At 65.6% G+C, this 14,947-nt stretch carries 14 protein-coding genes; 6 read left to right on the top strand and 8 right to left on the bottom strand.

All coding sequences use genetic code 11. From position 1 onward, the window contains the following. The first annotated feature begins 367 nt into the window (after positions 1–367). The 3 genes from JKV55_RS09870 (at position 368) to JKV55_RS09860 (ending at position 3,431) form a co-directional block, all read left to right on the top strand. Entirely contained in the window at positions 368–1,828 is a 1,461-nt protein-coding gene (locus JKV55_RS09870) for a sodium:solute symporter family protein (protein WP_202084746.1), read from the top strand. Positions 1,829–2,351: 523 nt separating this feature from the next. After that, the gene (locus JKV55_RS09865; RefSeq protein WP_202084744.1) at positions 2,352–3,140 is read left to right on the top strand and encodes a transporter substrate-binding domain-containing protein; all 789 of its coding nucleotides are present in this window, start codon (positions 2,352–2,354) and stop codon (positions 3,138–3,140) included. A 102-nt stretch (positions 3,141–3,242) separates the two neighbouring features. Beyond that, entirely contained in the window at positions 3,243–3,431 is a 189-nt protein-coding gene (locus tag JKV55_RS09860; protein ID WP_202084742.1) for a hypothetical protein, read from the top strand. Between the two features lie 218 nt (positions 3,432–3,649). On the opposite strand, the gene JKV55_RS09855 is transcribed toward JKV55_RS09860, so the two are convergent. The 7 genes from JKV55_RS09855 to JKV55_RS09825 all read right to left on the bottom strand — a co-directional run bounded on the left by JKV55_RS09855 (position 3,650) and on the right by JKV55_RS09825 (position 11,105). Beyond that, complete coding sequence (locus JKV55_RS09855; protein ID WP_202084740.1) at positions 3,650–5,005, bottom strand: DEAD/DEAH box helicase; 1,356 nt, start codon at positions 5,003–5,005, stop codon at positions 3,650–3,652. 162 nt (positions 5,006–5,167) lie between these two features. After that, positions 5,168–6,025, bottom strand: coding sequence for a LysR substrate-binding domain-containing protein (locus JKV55_RS09850; RefSeq protein ID WP_202084738.1), 858 nt, complete (start codon positions 6,023–6,025; stop codon positions 5,168–5,170). A gap of 405 nt (positions 6,026–6,430) precedes the next feature. After that, a complete protein-coding gene (locus JKV55_RS09845) occupies positions 6,431–6,574 on the bottom strand; it encodes a hypothetical protein (RefSeq protein ID WP_202084737.1) in 144 nt (47 codons plus the stop codon). A 37-nt stretch (positions 6,575–6,611) separates the two neighbouring features. Next, a complete protein-coding gene (locus JKV55_RS09840; RefSeq protein ID WP_369409637.1) occupies positions 6,612–7,880 on the bottom strand; it encodes an MFS transporter in 1,269 nt (422 codons plus the stop codon). Between the two features lie 261 nt (positions 7,881–8,141). Beyond that, a complete protein-coding gene (locus tag JKV55_RS09835) occupies positions 8,142–8,927 on the bottom strand; it encodes an ABC transporter ATP-binding protein (RefSeq protein WP_202084735.1) in 786 nt (261 codons plus the stop codon). Next, positions 8,921–9,967, bottom strand: coding sequence for a FecCD family ABC transporter permease (locus JKV55_RS09830; RefSeq protein WP_202084733.1), 1,047 nt, complete (start codon positions 9,965–9,967; stop codon positions 8,921–8,923). The genes JKV55_RS09835 and JKV55_RS09830 overlap by 7 nt, the downstream gene beginning before the upstream one ends. Positions 9,968–9,971: 4 nt before the next feature. Beyond that, positions 9,972–11,105, bottom strand: a complete 1,134-nt coding sequence (locus JKV55_RS09825) for an ABC transporter substrate-binding protein (protein WP_202084731.1) — start codon at positions 11,103–11,105, stop codon at positions 9,972–9,974. 242 nt (positions 11,106–11,347) lie between these two features. Between JKV55_RS09825 and JKV55_RS09820 the strand changes: the two genes are divergently transcribed. Both JKV55_RS09820 and JKV55_RS09815 read left to right on the top strand, forming a co-directional pair. Beyond that, positions 11,348–11,821: a MarR family winged helix-turn-helix transcriptional regulator gene (locus JKV55_RS09820; RefSeq protein ID WP_202084730.1), complete on the top strand. Its 474-nt coding sequence runs from the start codon at positions 11,348–11,350 to the stop codon at positions 11,819–11,821. Positions 11,822–11,825: 4 nt separating this feature from the next. Continuing rightward, positions 11,826–13,178, top strand: a complete 1,353-nt coding sequence (locus tag JKV55_RS09815) for an MATE family efflux transporter (protein ID WP_202084728.1) — start codon at positions 11,826–11,828, stop codon at positions 13,176–13,178. A gap of 70 nt (positions 13,179–13,248) precedes the next feature. Here JKV55_RS09815 and JKV55_RS09810 read toward each other — a convergent pair whose 3' ends face one another. Continuing rightward, complete coding sequence (locus JKV55_RS09810; protein WP_202084726.1) at positions 13,249–14,127, bottom strand: LysR substrate-binding domain-containing protein; 879 nt, start codon at positions 14,125–14,127, stop codon at positions 13,249–13,251. Between the two features lie 113 nt (positions 14,128–14,240). Here JKV55_RS09810 and JKV55_RS09805 point away from each other — a divergent pair, with 113 nt between their 5' ends. Then, on the top strand, positions 14,241–14,915 hold the full coding sequence (locus tag JKV55_RS09805) for an ankyrin repeat domain-containing protein (RefSeq protein ID WP_202084724.1): 675 nt from the start codon (positions 14,241–14,243) through the stop codon (positions 14,913–14,915). The last annotated feature ends 32 nt before the right edge of the window (positions 14,916–14,947 follow it).

The following is a 14,947-nucleotide window of genomic DNA, read 5'->3' as shown; positions in this document are numbered from 1 at the left end:
CAAATGGTCTGATTTGAAGTATTCATTTCTGTTATGCCCGGCGGGGCCCTAGCATCGAGGGCGTACGCTAAACCGGGATTTACCTATCCGGTTATGCAAGGGCGGTAGAAGGAGTGGTTACCGCCTGCCTACTTCTGGTGAGGCCGGCCAAGCCGGTGGAATCAGGGAACTTAAACCAGCCTCGGCAGAGGCTGCTCGAAGAGGTAGAAGTCATGTTGATGCAATCCTGGACCATGGAATGGTTTGCCTATCTTAACGCCATCATCCTCGCCTGGGCCGCGCTGGCCTACGGCTACCGGCAGTATGTGCGCAAAGACTACCGCCGTTGCTGAACGGCCGGGCCAACACACGTTAAAGGGAACTTGAGATGGAAAATTACCAGTGGTTGAACTGGGCCCTGCTATTGGGCTCGTTCGGAATATTGATTCTTGTAGGCTATCTCTCCAGCCGGGTGGTGAAAGACAGCGACGAAACCGGCTTTCTGGTGGCCGGGCGCAGCCTGGGGCCCTTTGTGGGCGCCGGCACCATAGTGGCCACCGGTTTCAGCGGCTGGGGCTTTATGGGCTCGCCGGGGGTGGCCTACGAGTTCGGCTCCATCGAGGTGCTGGGCAATTTCTTCTTCGCCCCGGCCATGGTGATTGCCGTGCTCTACTTCGCCGGCTTTCTGCGCCGCCGGGCCGACGAGCTGGGCAGCTGCACCATTCCCGAATACGTGGCCCAGTTGCACGGCGGCGGCGCCCTGCTGGAACGCTGGGTCAAGGGGGTGGCGGCGGCCATTACCATAGTGCTGCTGCTGGTGTTCCTCACCAGCCAGATCAAGGCGGTGGGGCTCTTGGGCGCCTCCTGGCTCGGCATCAGCCTGAGTGAGAGCGCGCTCTTGATGATCTCGGTGATCATCCTCTACACCATGCTCGGTGGCCTGGCCGCGGTGGCCTGGACCGATACCCTGATGGTGGCGGGCATGGGCATCGGCGCCCTGGTGATGATGGTGCAGGTGTTCACCGACGTCAGCCCCATGGAAATGGTGGAGCGGCTCAACGCCATCGATCCCCAGCTGCTCAACCCCACCACCTCGGCGCCCTACGGCGAGAGCCGGGGCTCGGTGTTCCTGGTGCTGCCCTATGCCTTCTTGTTCACCGCCGTGCTGCCCTATATGGCGGTGCGTTTCCTGGCCTTTAAACCCACGGTGAAAATGCACCAGGTGGCCATTTGGGTGGCGCCGATGGGCTGCCTGCTCAGCCTGGTGCCCATCGTCGGCATGTATGTGCGGGTGGCGCACCCGGAGCTGGCCGAGCCGGATCAGGCCATGCCGGTGTATTTGGCCAACTTCCTGCACCCGGCCCTGGCGGGGGTGATCACCCTGTTCATCCTGTTCGCCATGAAGTCCACCGCCAACTCGCTGCTGCACACCGTGTCCAGCGCCGCCTCCCACGATCTGCGTACCGCCCTGTTCCCGCACAGCCGGGCCTCGGGTGCCCGCATTTTGTGGATCAACCGCATCTGGGTGGCCATTCTCGGTGCTGTCGGCTTCCTGATGATGCTGTACGCGCCGCCCTTTATGCTGTCCTGGCTCGGCATCCTGGGCTCCGGCACCCTGCTGGCGGTGATGATAGGCCCGGTGTTCATCTCCGCCTTCTGGCAGGGCAACGGCTACGGCGCCCTGGCCGCCATGTTCACCGGCCTGGTCACCAGCGGCAGTTTCCTGCTGTTCACCAAGGTCGGCTGGGTGGAAGGCCCGCTCTACGGCTGCCTGGCCTCCGGCCTCACCTATGTGCTGGTGAGCAAGCTCACCTCGGGCCAGCGCGCCCCGCGCCGCGCCACCGCCTGAACAGGAATGGAGAAGTCAATTTGGGCGCCGCAAGGCGCCCTTTTTCGATGCTGCTGCTCTGCTGCCCCTCGCACTGGCTCCCCGCCTTCGCGGGGAAGACGGGGAGGCGTCACTCCCGCGTTTTACTTCGTCACTCCCGCGTTTTACTCCGTCACTCCCGCGCAGGCGGGAGTCCATGGTTGTCTGCAGACTCGGCGCCGTAGCCCGGGCCGGTGCATCCTGCACTGGATCCCCGCCTTCGCGGGGATGACGGAGGAGGCGCGGGCAAGACGGGGAGGCTTGGGCAAGACGGGGAGGCGCGGGGATGACGGGGGAGGGTCAGACAAAAGAGCTTCGTTTGGCTCAATATCACGCCCGCCTCACAGTTTTAACTAAATTTACATACATCCAACATATCCTTGTTGACCCTTATCCGCTCCTGCTTATACCGTGATGCTTGGCATCATCTTTCGTTAACTGCTGCCATTGTCATATTTTATTTTTCTCTGCTTATGGTGATAAGTACCTATAAGGAATATTCAGGATGAAGCACGGATTCTGGCAATCCTCCCTGTTGGGAGCTGCGTTGTTAAGCCTGGCCTGTACCGGACAGGCCCGGGAATGGAAGGAGATCAAGTTCAGTGTGGAGGGGTCTTACCCGCCCTTCAGCTGGACCACCACCGATGGCGAGCTGGAAGGGTTCGAGGTCGATCTGGCCCGGGCCTTGTGCGAAGAGCTGCAAGTCACATGCCGGATTGCGGCGCAAGACTGGGATGGCATTATTCCGGCCCTGCTGTCGCGCAAGCACGATGCCATTATCGCGGCCATGACCATCACGCCCGAGCGGGAGAAGACGGTGCTGTTCACTATTCCCTACGCCCGGGTGCCCACCCGCTTCGTTACCCACAAAGAGAACGAAATCGACTTTACCGATGCCGGCATGGCCAATCTTAAAGTGGCGGTGCAAAGGGCGACCATTGGCGACAAGTACCTGAGCGATAAACACAACAGTATCAATATTGTGCGTTACGGCACCTTCGATGAAGCCTTTATGGATCTGCGGGCCGGGCGTGTCGACACCGTGTTTGGCGGTGCCCTCGGCATCCAGAGCGGCCTGCTCGACAAGCCGGATGGCCGGGAATTTCACTTTTCCGGGCCGGTGTTCACCGAAGAGGCCTGGTTTGGCAAGGGAATCGGCATCGCTGTGCGCAAACAGGATCAAGACCTGGCCGAGCTGCTCAACCAGGGCATCCTGACCCTGAGGGAAAAAGGGATCCATCAGGAAATTGCTTCCCGCTATTTTCCTTATGATATCTACGGCGACACCCCCTGACAGCCCCTCATGCTTTGCGGCCATCCTGTGGCCGCAAAGCGGCTGACCGCAGCGGCCGATGGGCTTGCCGATAAGCGACGGATCGGGGTTGGCGGCGATGCCATGGACCAGGCGGGCGAGGAGGTGGAAACCGCGGTGCGGCGCACCCGTCAACTGATGCAACAGTTCGGCCTGGGCGGTTTTCCGTCGCTGCTGATGGAAAGGGAAGGGCAGCGGCAGGCCGTTGGCCTGAGCCGGTGCTATGGCCGCCCGGACGAATGGCGGGCCTTCTGGCAACCGCAACTGGCCTGACGGCGGGAGCCCGGGAGTGTCTGCAGACCCGGCGCCGTGGTTCGGGCCGGTGCCCTTTGCCCTGGATCCCCGCCTTCGCGGGGATGACGGGGAGGCGCGGGGATGACGGGGAGGCGCGGGGATTACAGGGGAGGCGTCACTCCCGTGTTTTATCGCGTCACTCCCGTGTTTTATCTCGTCACTCCCGCGAAGGCGGGAGTCCATGGGGACTCCCGCGCTTATTCGCCGCTGGGCTTTTTGCGCCGCATGGGGGCCATGCCGTCGTCGGAGCCCAGGCCCGGGCCGGTGAAGCGGTCGGCCCGGCTGTGCGCCGGCTTGGCGGGCTTTTGCACCGGCGTGCGCTCGGGCTTGCCCTTGGCGGCTGGCTTGGGCCCGGCCTTAATGAGGGGCTTGGCCGCCTTGGGCCTGATGCCTTTGAACTTGCCTTCCAGCCCCTCGATGCTGGCAAAGGCGATGTCCTGCTGCAGAAAGCGCTCAATTCGTTTGAAGGCGTCCCAGTCTTTGGGGCCCACCAGCGATACCGCCATGCCGCGGGCACCGGCGCGGCCGGTGCGGCCGATGCGGTGCACGTATTCCTCCGCCTGCCGGGGCAGGTCGAAGTTCACCACCAGCGACACCTGCAGCAGGTCCAGCCCGCGCGAGGCCAGATCGGTGGTGATCAGCAGCCGCTGCTGGCCGCGGCTGAAGCTTTCCATCATGCGGTTGCGCTCGGCCTGGCTCATGTCGCCGTGCAGGGCGGCGGCGGCCTGTCCCTGCTCCTGCAGCAGGGTTGCCAGCCGCTCGGTGTCGGCGCGGGTGGCGGTGAAGACGATGGCCTGCTGGTAGTCTTCATGGCCGAGCAGGTGCATCAGCAGCGCCTGCTTGTGGTCCAGGTGGTCGCACAGCATGAAACGCTGTTCAATATCCTGGTGTTCGGCATTGGCGGCGCCCACGGCCACCCGCTTGGGCGCCTTGAGCAGGAGGGCGGCCATGTCGTTCGCCTCGGCGTGATCCAGGGTGGCGGAAAACATCAGGGTCTGGCGGCGGCGGTGGTCGGCGGCCTGGTGGATCTGCTCCAGCTGGGGGGCGAAGCCCAGATCCAGCATGCGGTCGGCCTCATCCAGGATCAGCAGCTCGAGGCCGTTCAGCAGCAGCGAACGGGCCTCCAGGTGGTTGGCCAGCCGGCCCGGGGTGGCCACGATCACGTCCGGCGACTTGCGCAGCGCCTTGAGCTGATCGTTGAAGTTTTCTCCGCCCAGCAACAGGGCGATGTTGAGCCCGCTGCCGCTGGTGAGCGAACGCAGCTGGCTGAACACCTGCCTGGCCAGCTCCCGGGTGGGGGCCAGGATCAGGGCGCGCGGATCCCGCTTGCTCAGCGCCTTTGTTTTCAACAACCGGTGCAGGGCCGGCAGCAGAAAGGCCAGGGTCTTGCCGGAGCCGGTTTGGGACGAGGCCATCAGATCATGGCCGGCCAGCACCACAGGAATGGCGTTTTCCTGGATCTCGGTGGGAGTGTCCAGGCCTAAGTGGCCCAGGGCCTTTAGAAGACGGGAGTCCAGTCCAAAATCGTTGAAATGTGGGGATTGTTGCGCCAAGTCACTGCTCCGGGGTAGGGGAAGTCGGCCGACCCGGACCGGGCCACCGCAAAAAAAGAGACGTATTGTAGCGAAACCCGAGGCGGATGTAATGATCCGGCGTTATTCGGGGACAATGTTGACGGCAGCCCCTTGCCCTGGATGCCCGCCTTCGCTGGCCCGCTACAACCGGTGCAGGGCATTTTTGAGGTAATCCAGCAGCATGCGGCTGGCGGCGTTCAGCTCGTTGCCGTTGTAGCAAAAGCCCACCGACACGCTGCCCAGAACCGGGCAGGGGGCATATTCGGGGGAATGTTCCAGATCGTCCGGCACCGTGCTCTTGGCCAGCACGCTGATGCCCAGCCCCGCCTTGATGGCGGCCTGGATACCGAGCAGGCTGGAGGTGCTGTACACGATGCGCCAGGGCAGGTTGGCCTGGGTGAGGGCGTCGATGATCGACTTGCGGTACAAACAGCCCTTGGGGTAGAGGATCAGCGGCAGCGGCGCCCCCGGCTCCAGCATCAGGTTGCTGCTGCGCACCCACACCAGGGGGTCGAGGATAAAGTCGGTCAGGCGCGGATGGGGCTGGTTGCTTTCCTCGATGGCCATCACCAGATCGTAGGCGCCCTTCTTGTAGTCGTGCAGCAGGTTGGCGCTGATGTCGCTGCTCACGTCCAGGGTCACATTGGGATAGGACTGGGAAAAACGCCCCAGGGTGGTGGCGAGGAAGGACACCTCGAAGTCGTTGGGAATGCCCAGCCGCACCGAGCCGCTCACCTTGGGCGTGCCCAGGCGGGAGACGAGGGCGTCGTTCAGCTCCAGCATCTTGCGGGCACAGCTCATCAGCATCTGCCCTTCCTCGGTGAGCTGCAGGCCCTGGCTGCGGTCGAACAGCTTCACGCCCAGCAGCTCCTCCAGCCGTTTCACCTGCAGACTCACCGCCGGCTGGGAGCGGCCCAGCACTTCCCCCGCCTGGGTAAAGCCCCCCAACTGGTTGATGGTGACAAAGGTGCGCAATAAATCCGTGGGCAGGTTCTTCATCCTGAACGCTCGACATTCCCAATGTTAATGACGGTTATTGTCAATAACTTCGGCAATGAAAGCCAGCGCCAAAGTGCAGGCCAATTTATTCGCGGGGGCGAAAAACGGAGGCCTCCGGCGGGCTATCCGTCTGCCCACATGGCCGTAGCCACCCACGATAAGAACACGCGGACGCCTGTTCGGATCCGTGTCCGGCATAATGAAACCGGTAGCAGGTGACGGGCAAGGCGGCCTTGACGACATCATCATTTTATTTGTCTATGCAGAATGGACGTCGGCAAATTATCGGTGTGATGACGCAAAAGATAAAATGAAATTGATTATCATTTGATATTTTTGAGCAATAAATAACGCCATCCACATCGGTGTTGATAGCGCCGCCTGCCACCGCACAATACGGGGCTGTCAGGGCTCCCCGGGGCGGTTTTCCCGCCCGTGCGCCGTTTCATCGTAATGCTTCGCGGCCATCAGCATCGACATGGCGATGCCCAGGGCCACCGCCCCTGAGGCCAGGCCCAGGATAAATATCACTATGTGTGTTTCGTCCATCGTAATGTTCCTTTTCTGCTTGGGTATGGTGAGGGTGTCATCCTCGGCCGGCTGAGCCGGGCAGAGTTTCAGTTTCGGGTGACTCCCCGTTTTTGTTCATGTCTTCTTCCTTGCGCAGCTGCCGGTACAGGGCCCAGCCCGCGACCAGGCCGCACAGCGCCAGGCCGTACCAGATGGCGGCGGGCGGGGTCGCCGCCGCCTCGCCCAGCAGGGCGCCGATCAGCACGTTGCCGAGCAGGGCCACGCAGCCGCCCAGGCTTGCGTAAAAGCCGTAATAGCCGCCCAGCGCCCGGTTGCCGGCGTAGTGGGGCAGGTGGGCGGCAAAGAGCGGGAAGCAGAGGATGGAGCCCAGCGACAGGCAGGCCGCCTGCGTCAGGCTGGCGGCCACCGGCCAGGGCTGCAGCCAGGGCAGGGCCAGGTAGCTGGCTCCCATCAGCCCCAGGCCCAGTCCCATGCCCCGGGCCACGCCCAGGCGGCGCTGCACCAGCTGGCTGGCGGGCAACTGCAGCAGCACGCCGATGATGGCGGTGAGGGTGAACACGCCGCCGAGCAGCCCGGTGGCCTGCTGCTGGCTGTTGATGTAGGCGGGCACGGCCAGGTACAGCTGGTGGAACAGCAACTGGTAGGCGGCGGCCAGCAGGGTAAAGCGCAGGAAGGGCCCGTTACCGATCAAGTCCTTCCATTGTTCGCCCCAGGCGGGCGGCCGCTCCCGCACATGACGGGGGCTGGGGGGCAGCAGCCGCCACTGCAGGGCGGTCAGCAGCAGAAAGATGCCGCCGGACACCAGGCCGGTCACCATAAAGTCGATGTCGGTGAGCAGCATGCCGGCCAGGGGGCCCAGCAGCAGCCCGAGCTGGCTGGCCAGGTTGTGCAGGGCAAAGGCCTGCTGGCGCTGGCGGCCGTCCAGGCATTCAGACGCCAGGTAAGCCTGGGCGCAGGGGGTGAAGAGGGCGCCGGCAAAGCCGGTGAGAAAGGCGGCCAGCAGCAGCAACGGCAGATCCCCGGCCCAGCCGAGCAGGGCAAAACCCAGGCTGCGGACCAGGCAGCCCAGCACGATGGCGGGCCGGTAGCCCAGCCGGTCGCCCAGGGCGCCGCCCAGCAGGAACAGGCCCTGCTGGCTGAATACCCGCATGCCCATCACCAGGCCGCTGGCCCAGCCGGTCAGGCCCAGGGTGCCGCCCAGGTGAAAGGCCAGGTAGGGCAGGGTCATGTAGAAGGCGAGGTTGAAGAAGAGGCCGTTGCACACCAGCAGGCGGGCCGCCGGGCTCAGCATCCGCCAGCTCTGGCGGTAGTGGGTCGTGGTCACGTTATGGTCCGTGCGGTGCCCCTCGGGCACCGATCAGTTAAAAACAAGCGGCGCGCGGCCAAACCGCCGTCCGTCGTAGGGTCGAATTTATTCGACCGAACCGCGGCGCCGTGGTCGGGCGGTCCACCGAAGTGGACCCTGCGGCCAAACCGCCGTCCGTCGTAGGGTCGAATTTATTCGACCGAACCGCGGCGCCGTGGTCGGGCGGTCCACTGAAGTGGACCCTACAACACACCCTCCGACAGCCCGGTGCAACGTGCCCTAACCGGCCGCCAGGGCGAAGGTGCGGCCCTGGCTGGCGATATCGTCCACGATCACATGGCCGAAGCCGCGGGAGCAGGACTCCACCCGCGCCTCCACCTGGTAGGTGTCGCGCAGCAGCGCCGGGGTGACGATCTCGGCGGTGGGGCCGCAGGCCACCTGGCGGCCGCCGGCGATCACCAGCGCCTGATCGCAAAAGCGCAGCACATGGTTGAGATCGTGCAGCGTCACCAGCACCAGCATGCCCTTTTCCCGCGCCAGGTCTTTCATGTGGCCGAGCACCTCCACCTGGCGCGACAGATCCAGCGCCGAGGTGGGCTCGTCCATCAGCACGATGTCCGGCTCGCGCACCAGCACCTGGGCCAGGCTGACCAGCTGGCGCTGGCCGCCCGAGAGCTCGCCGAGGTGGCGAAAGGCGAGGGCGGAAATACCCAGCGCCGCCAGGGTCTGGTCGATGCGGGCCAGCTCCGCCTCGCTTACGCGCCAGCCGCCGCCCTGCTTGCAGGCCAGCAGCACCGACTCGTACACGCTGAGCGCGGCGCTGGCGGCGCTGTCTTGTGGCATGTAGCTGATGCCGCCGCCTTCCGGCCGCAGGCCCTCCACGTGCACCCGGCCGGGGCCGTCGATCAGGCCGCTGATGCGCTTGAACAGGGTGGACTTGCCGGCGGCGTTGGGGCCGATGATGGCCACCACCTCGCCCGCCTGGAAGGTGGGGGTGGAAATGCCCTGCAGCAGCAGCTGTTTGCCGTAGCGGGCACCGAGTGCCTCGAGCCGGATGCTTACCATGAGCGCCTCGTCTGGGACAGGATAAGGGAAACGAAGAAGGGAATGCCGATAAGCGAAGTCACCACGCCGATGGGGAAGATGGTGCCGCTGATCAGCGACTTGCTCACCACCGAGCTGACCGAGAGGATCAGCGCCCCGGCCAGGGCCGAGGCCGGCAGGAAGAAGCGCTGATCCTCGCCGATGATCATGCGCGCGATATGGGGGCCGACCAGGCCGATAAAGCCGATGGTGCCCACGAAGGACACCGGAATGGCCGCCAGCAGGCTCACCAGCAGCAGGGTTTCCAGCCGCAGCCGGCCGACCCTGACGCCGAAGCTCGCCGCCTTGTCTTCGCCCAGGCGCAGGGCGGTCAGGGCCCAGGCGCGGCGGACGAACACCGGCAGCACCAGCACCAGCGCCAGGGTGGTGATGGCCAGCTTGGGCCAGGTGGCCTTGCTGAGGCTGCCCATGGTCCAGAACACCACCGCCGACAGGGCCTCGGTCGAGGCGAAAAACTGCACCAGTGCCAGCAGGGCGTTGAAGGTGAACACCAGGGCGATGCCGAGCAGCACTATGCTGTTGACCGTCATGCCGCGCCGGGTACTGAGCAGGTGGATGAGCAGGGCCGCCAGCATGGCCATGACGAAGGCGTTGAGCGGCACCATCCAGGCGATGGCCGCCGGGATAAAGGCCACCCCGAAGGCCAGGGCCAGGGCCGCGCCGAAGCTGGCGGCGGCGGAAATGCCCAGGGTGAAGGGGCTGGCCAGCGGGTTGTTGAGGATGGTCTGCATCTGGGCGCCGGCCACCGCCAGCGCCGCGCCCACCACCACCGCCATCAGTGCGATCGGCATGCGGATTTCCCACAGCACCACCCGCACCTGCAGCGGCACCGAGTCGGGCAGGAACAGCGCCCGCACTACCTCACTCAGCTCGTAGCGGGCCGGGCCCAGGGCCAGGTCGGCGCACAGGCTGAGCAGCAGCGCGGCGGCCAGCCCCAGCAGGAGCAATTGCCGCCGCCAGACGATGGCCTTGTAACGGCCGCTGCCGGCGGCCGGGGTCATGGCGTTACTCTGCATCGGTCAGCGACACCCAATAGCCGGGACGGTAGTCGACGGGCAGGAAGCGCTCATGCAGCTCCTTGAAGGTGGCCTCCGGGTCGAGTTCGGCGAACAGCTCGGGGTGCAGCCACTTGGCCATCTGCTGGATGCCCACGAACTGGTAGGGGCTGTTGTAGAACTGGTGCCAGATGGCGTGCATCTGCTTGTTCTGTACCGCCGCGATGCCGGTCATGGCCGGGCGATGGGTCAGCGCCTCGAGCTTGCGCCGGGCCTCGGCCCGGTCCTGGCCCGGGCCCACGCCCACCCAGCCGCCGCCGGGCACATAGGCTTCCCACATGCCGCCGGTGACGATGACGTGGTCGGGGTTGGAGGCGATGATCTGCTCCGGGTTGAGGTTGCCGAAGGTGGCGGGAATGATGTCCTTGGCGATGTTCTCGCCGCCGGCCAGGGTCACGAACTTGCCGAAGTTGTCATCGCCGAAGCTCATGCAGCACTCTTCCGAGTAGCCGCCGGCCCGGTCGATGAACACCTGGGGCCGAGTGGGTTGATGCTGTTCGAGCACCTCGGTCACCCTGGCGATTTCGGCGGCGCGCCAGGCGATGAATTCCTCGGCCTTTTCCTCCTCGCCGAACAGCTGGCCGTACAGGCGCAGGCTGGGCTCGGTGTGGGTGAAGGGGTGCTCACGAAAATCCACGTACACCAGGGGGATGCCGGCGGCGGCCAGCTTCTCGATGTACTTGGCGTCCTCGGTGGCCTGCTTGGACTCGATGTTCATGATGATGACATCGGGCTTGAGCGACACCGCCTGCTCCACGTCGAAGGTGCCGTCCTTGAAGCCGCCGAAGGCGGGGATCTTCGCCATTTCGGGGAATTTTTCCAGGTAGGCGGCATGGTTGTCCGGATCGGCGCTGGCGAAATCGTCCCGCCAGCCGACGATGCGCTGGAAGGGGTTGTCCCGGTCGAGCACGGCGGTGAGGTAAACCTGGCGGCCTTCGCCCAGGATGATGCGTTGTACCGGCACCTCGACCTCCACCTGGCGGTTGGCGATGTCGGTGACGGTGATGGTTTCGGCGGACAAGGCCAGCGACCAGAGGGCCGCGGCGGCGGTGAACGCCTTGGTCAGAAGGGGGCTGCGTTGCATGGTGTTTTCTCTGTTATTAGAATGGCAAGCGATATTACAAATAATTCTTATTTTGTAAATGGGGCGCGCCGGTTTTAGCGAAATTTTTTGCGGCTGATCGGGAAAAACAGGCGGGAGGTCGGCACGGGAAAGGCTCAGGCAGCCGACAATATATGGGTTCCGGACAGGTCATGATTTGGGCATGGATTGCACCTCCTTTTTTAGTTAGTTAGACTAACTAAAATTATTTCGGAGAGGATGCCATGGCGCTGACCGACAGCCTGAAACAACTGGAGTGGTTTATCTGGCACCGCTGGCGCGAGCATTCGCGCCAGAGCGGCAGCATGGAGCTGACCAACAGCGAGCTGGAGTACCTTTATGGGCTGATGTCGGCCCAGGGCCAGGGCCTGCGACTGACCGAGCTGGCGGCGCTGATGCAGGTGAGCAAGGCCTCGGCCAGCACCATGGCGCGCAAGCTGGAGCGCCAGGGTTACCTGCGGCGCGAGGCCTGCCCCGAAGACGCCCGGGCCAGCCGCCTGCTGCCCACCGCCAAGTCGCTCTACCTGCAAAAGGAAGAAACCAGCGTCTACCGGGAAACGGCGGCGGCCATGAGCCGCGAGCTGAGCCCGGCAGAACTCGAACAGCTCGAACGGCTGCTGGCCAAGGCCTGCCGCGCCCTGGTGTTGCCCCAGGGGCCGCTGCCCGTGCCGGATCTCTCCCCCCGCAAACAGGACTGACACCATGAACCTGGCATCGGCGCCGCTCCAGCGCGCCTTCTGGCATTACACCCTGCCGTCCCTGGCCGCGCTGCTGGTCAGCGGCACCTATCAGGTGGTCGACGGCATCTTCGTCGGCCACTTTATCGGCGCCGACGGCCTGGCCGGCATCAACCTGGCCTGGCCCTGGGTGGGCATCATGCTGGCTGCCGGCATGATGATCGGCATCGGCACCGGGGCCCAGGCGTCCCTGGCCCAGGGCGGCGGCAAGCGCGGCCGGGCGGCCCTGTTCGTAGCCCAGGGGTTGTGGCTGCTGCCGCTGCTGGGGGTACCGCTGGCGCTGGTGCTAACCCGCTTGAGCCCCTCTTTTCTGGCCTGGCAGGGGGCCGAGGGCGCGGCGGCGGCCCATGCCCAGGCCTACCTGGATCTGATGGCACCGGCCACGCCCCTGGTGATGGCCGGCGTGGCGCTGCCCTTTCTGGTGCGCAACCTGGGGGCGCCCCGGCTGGCGACCCTGGCGCTGCTGCTGGGCGCCGTCGGCAACATACTGCTGGACGCGGTGTTCATCGCCTGGCTGCAGTGGGGCCTGACCGGCGCCGCCCTGGCCACCCTGCTGAGCCAGGCGCTGGTGGCGGTTGTATGCCTGTGGTTGGTGCTGAGCCGCCGCAGCCGGGCGCCGCTGGACCGCCGGGCCTGGCGGTGGCGGCCCAGGGCGGGCGCCGTGCTGCTGGGCACCGGCTTTTCCAGCATGCTGATGTACCTGTACCTCAGCCTGGCGGTGGTGCTGCACAACCTGCTGCTGCTCAAGCACGGCCAGGCGGTGCAGGTGGCGGCCTACGGCATTGCCGGCTACCTGATGGCCTTTTATTACCTGGCGGCGGAGGGGGTCGCGGGGGGCATGCAGCCCCTGGTGAGCTACTACCAGGGCGCCGGCCAGCCGTCGCGGGTGCGCCAGACCCTGCGCCTGGCCTGCCTGATCGGGGTGGGGGGCGGTGTGCTGCTGGTGCTGGCCATGATGGCGGCACCGGCCTGGTTCGCCTCGGCTTTTATGGGGGAAGATCCGGCGCTGCTGGCGGCCACCACCAGGGCCATCCGGCTGCACCTGTGGGCCCTGTTCCTGGACGGCTTCCTGGTGCTGGCGGCCTGCTGGTTCCAGTCCCTCGGCCTGGGCCGCAAGGCGACCCTGATCACCCTGGGTAACATGTTGATCCAGTTGCCCTTTCTGGCGCTGCTGCCGCTCTGGCTGGGGCTGGATGGAGTCTGGCTGGCGCTGCCCCTGTCCAACGTCTGCCTGTCGCTGTTCGCCGGCTGGCTGCTGTGGCGCCAATGGCGGCGGCTGGCACCGGTGCCGGCCACGCCGGCCGGCGAACGGCGCTGAACGGGGCGTTTTTCCCGCATGATTCGGTAAACCGCGGCCAGCCTCCATGCAAGCTGGCCGGTTTACCAGGTCAGCCGGCGTCGTCCAGCAGGACGGCCAGCTGTTGGGCCAGCGCCTGGACCAGGGGATCGGCGGTGGGCCTGTGCAGTATCACCACTTCCATGGTGTCCACGGTGGCAAAGCCGTCCTCTTCGGCCAGCACCCGGTGCGCCGGGGTCCGGGCCCGGGCCGGCAGCAGGGTGACGCCCAGGCCGTCGGCCACCGCGCCCTGGATGCCGCTCAGGCTGGAGCAGGTGAAGCTGATGCGCCAGCGCCGGCCCGCCTGCTCGACGGCGGCGATCATGTCGTCCCGGTACAGGCCCCGGGGCGGAAAGGCCACCAGCGGCAGCGGCTCCTGCTGCCAGGCCGGGTTGCTGGCGCTGTCCAGCCACAGCAGCGGCTCGGGGCGGCAGGCCACCCCGGCCCGGCTGTGGCGCCGCTGCTTGACAAGGATCAGGTCCAGCTCGCCGTGATCGTAGCCGGTGGCCAGGTCCCGGCTCAGGCCGCTGGTCACCTCCAGTTTCACCTGAGGGTAGTGGCGGCTGAAGGCGGCCAGGGTGGCGGTCATCCGCGGGGTGACAAAGTCCTCCGGCACCCCCAGGCGAAGGGTAAGTGCCAGCTCCGGGCCGGCCAGGGTTTCCAGCAGCCCGTCGTTCAGCGCCAGCATGCGCCGGGCATAGCCCAGCAGCGCCGTGCCCGCGTCGGTGGGGCCTATCTCCCGGTTGCCCCGCTCCAGCAGCCGGTGCCCGGCCATTTCTTCCAGCCGGCGTATCTTCTGGCTGATGGTGGACTGGGTGGAATGCAGCCGGGCCGCGGCGGCGGTAAAACTGCCGCTGTCGGCCACGGTGACCATCACCCGCAGCAGATCCAGGTCGAACAGAGGCCTATTTGGTTTTGCACTGATACCCATTCAAATATTTAATTTTTAAATAGTGAGTCCGACTTCTACCATGTCCGAAGCGGCGGTGACAAGCCTGCCGTGCGGTTTCCATGCGCCCTAGGGCCACAGCGTGAGGAGAGAAGATGTTGCTGAGCCGTTTATCCATTTATGGCGCCTGGCTGCTGGCGCTGCTGATGTCGTGGGCGGGCCAGGCCGCCGGCGGTGAGCTGGAAGCCCGGCTGCGCACGGCCGCCGCCGGGGGCGATGCCCGGGAGGTGGCGGCGTTGCTGGCGCAGGGCGCGGACATGGAGGCGCGGGACCGGCAAGGCCGTACTCCGCTGCTGATTGCCACCCACCACAACCAGGTGGCGGCGGCCCGGGTGTTGATTGAAGCCGGGGCGGACGTGAATGCCAAGGACAATATTTCAGACAGCCCCTACCTCTATGCCGGCGCCCGGGGCCACAACGAGATCCTCCGGCTGACCCTGGCCCATGGGGCCGACCTCGCCAGCCTCAACCGCTACGGCGGCACCGCCCTGATCCCGGCGGCCGAGCGCGGCCATGTGGACACGGTGCGCCTGCTGATCGACGCCGGGGTGGACCTGGATCACATCAATCGCCTGCATTGGACGGCACTGATGGAGGCCATAGTGCTCGGCCGGGGCGGGGCCGAACACACCGAGATAGTGCGACTGCTGGTGGAGGCCGGGGCGGATCCGAACATTGCCGACGCCGACGGCATCAGCCCGCTGCGCCATGCCCGCCAGCGCGGATACGCCGCCATGGTGCTTATCCTGGAACGGGCCGGCGCCCGCTGAGCTTTTCCCCGGCGGTGCCCGGTATTTTTCCA

It is taken from the genome of Zobellella iuensis (genome assembly GCF_016746085.1).
In the GTDB taxonomy this organism is placed as follows: Bacteria; Pseudomonadota; Gammaproteobacteria; order Enterobacterales; family Aeromonadaceae; genus Oceanimonas; species Oceanimonas iuensis.
The sequence above is the reverse complement of the archived record's forward strand: the minus strand, read 5'-3'. Positions and strand labels throughout refer to the sequence as shown.

Coding starts and splice junctions, on each gene's coding strand:
- JKV55_RS09870 (WP_202084746.1), top strand. CDS start 368: ATGGAAAATTACCAGTGGTTGAACTGGGCCCTGCTATTGGGCTCGTTC.
- JKV55_RS09850 (WP_202084738.1), bottom strand. CDS start 6,025: ATGAAGAACCTGCCCACGGATTTATTGCGCACCTTTGTCACCATCAAC.
- JKV55_RS09820 (WP_202084730.1), top strand. CDS start 11,348: ATGGCGCTGACCGACAGCCTGAAACAACTGGAGTGGTTTATCTGGCAC.
- JKV55_RS09830 (WP_202084733.1), bottom strand. CDS start 9,967: ATGACCCCGGCCGCCGGCAGCGGCCGTTACAAGGCCATCGTCTGGCGG.
- JKV55_RS09825 (WP_202084731.1), bottom strand. CDS start 11,105: ATGCAACGCAGCCCCCTTCTGACCAAGGCGTTCACCGCCGCCGCGGCC.
- JKV55_RS09835 (WP_202084735.1), bottom strand. CDS start 8,927: ATGGTAAGCATCCGGCTCGAGGCACTCGGTGCCCGCTACGGCAAACAG.
- JKV55_RS09865 (WP_202084744.1), top strand. CDS start 2,352: ATGAAGCACGGATTCTGGCAATCCTCCCTGTTGGGAGCTGCGTTGTTA.
- JKV55_RS09860 (WP_202084742.1), top strand. CDS start 3,243: ATGGACCAGGCGGGCGAGGAGGTGGAAACCGCGGTGCGGCGCACCCGT.
- JKV55_RS09810 (WP_202084726.1), bottom strand. CDS start 14,127: ATGGGTATCAGTGCAAAACCAAATAGGCCTCTGTTCGACCTGGATCTG.
- JKV55_RS09845 (WP_202084737.1), bottom strand. CDS start 6,574: ATGGACGAAACACACATAGTGATATTTATCCTGGGCCTGGCCTCAGGG.
- JKV55_RS09805 (WP_202084724.1), top strand. CDS start 14,241: ATGTTGCTGAGCCGTTTATCCATTTATGGCGCCTGGCTGCTGGCGCTG.
- JKV55_RS09815 (WP_202084728.1), top strand. CDS start 11,826: ATGAACCTGGCATCGGCGCCGCTCCAGCGCGCCTTCTGGCATTACACC.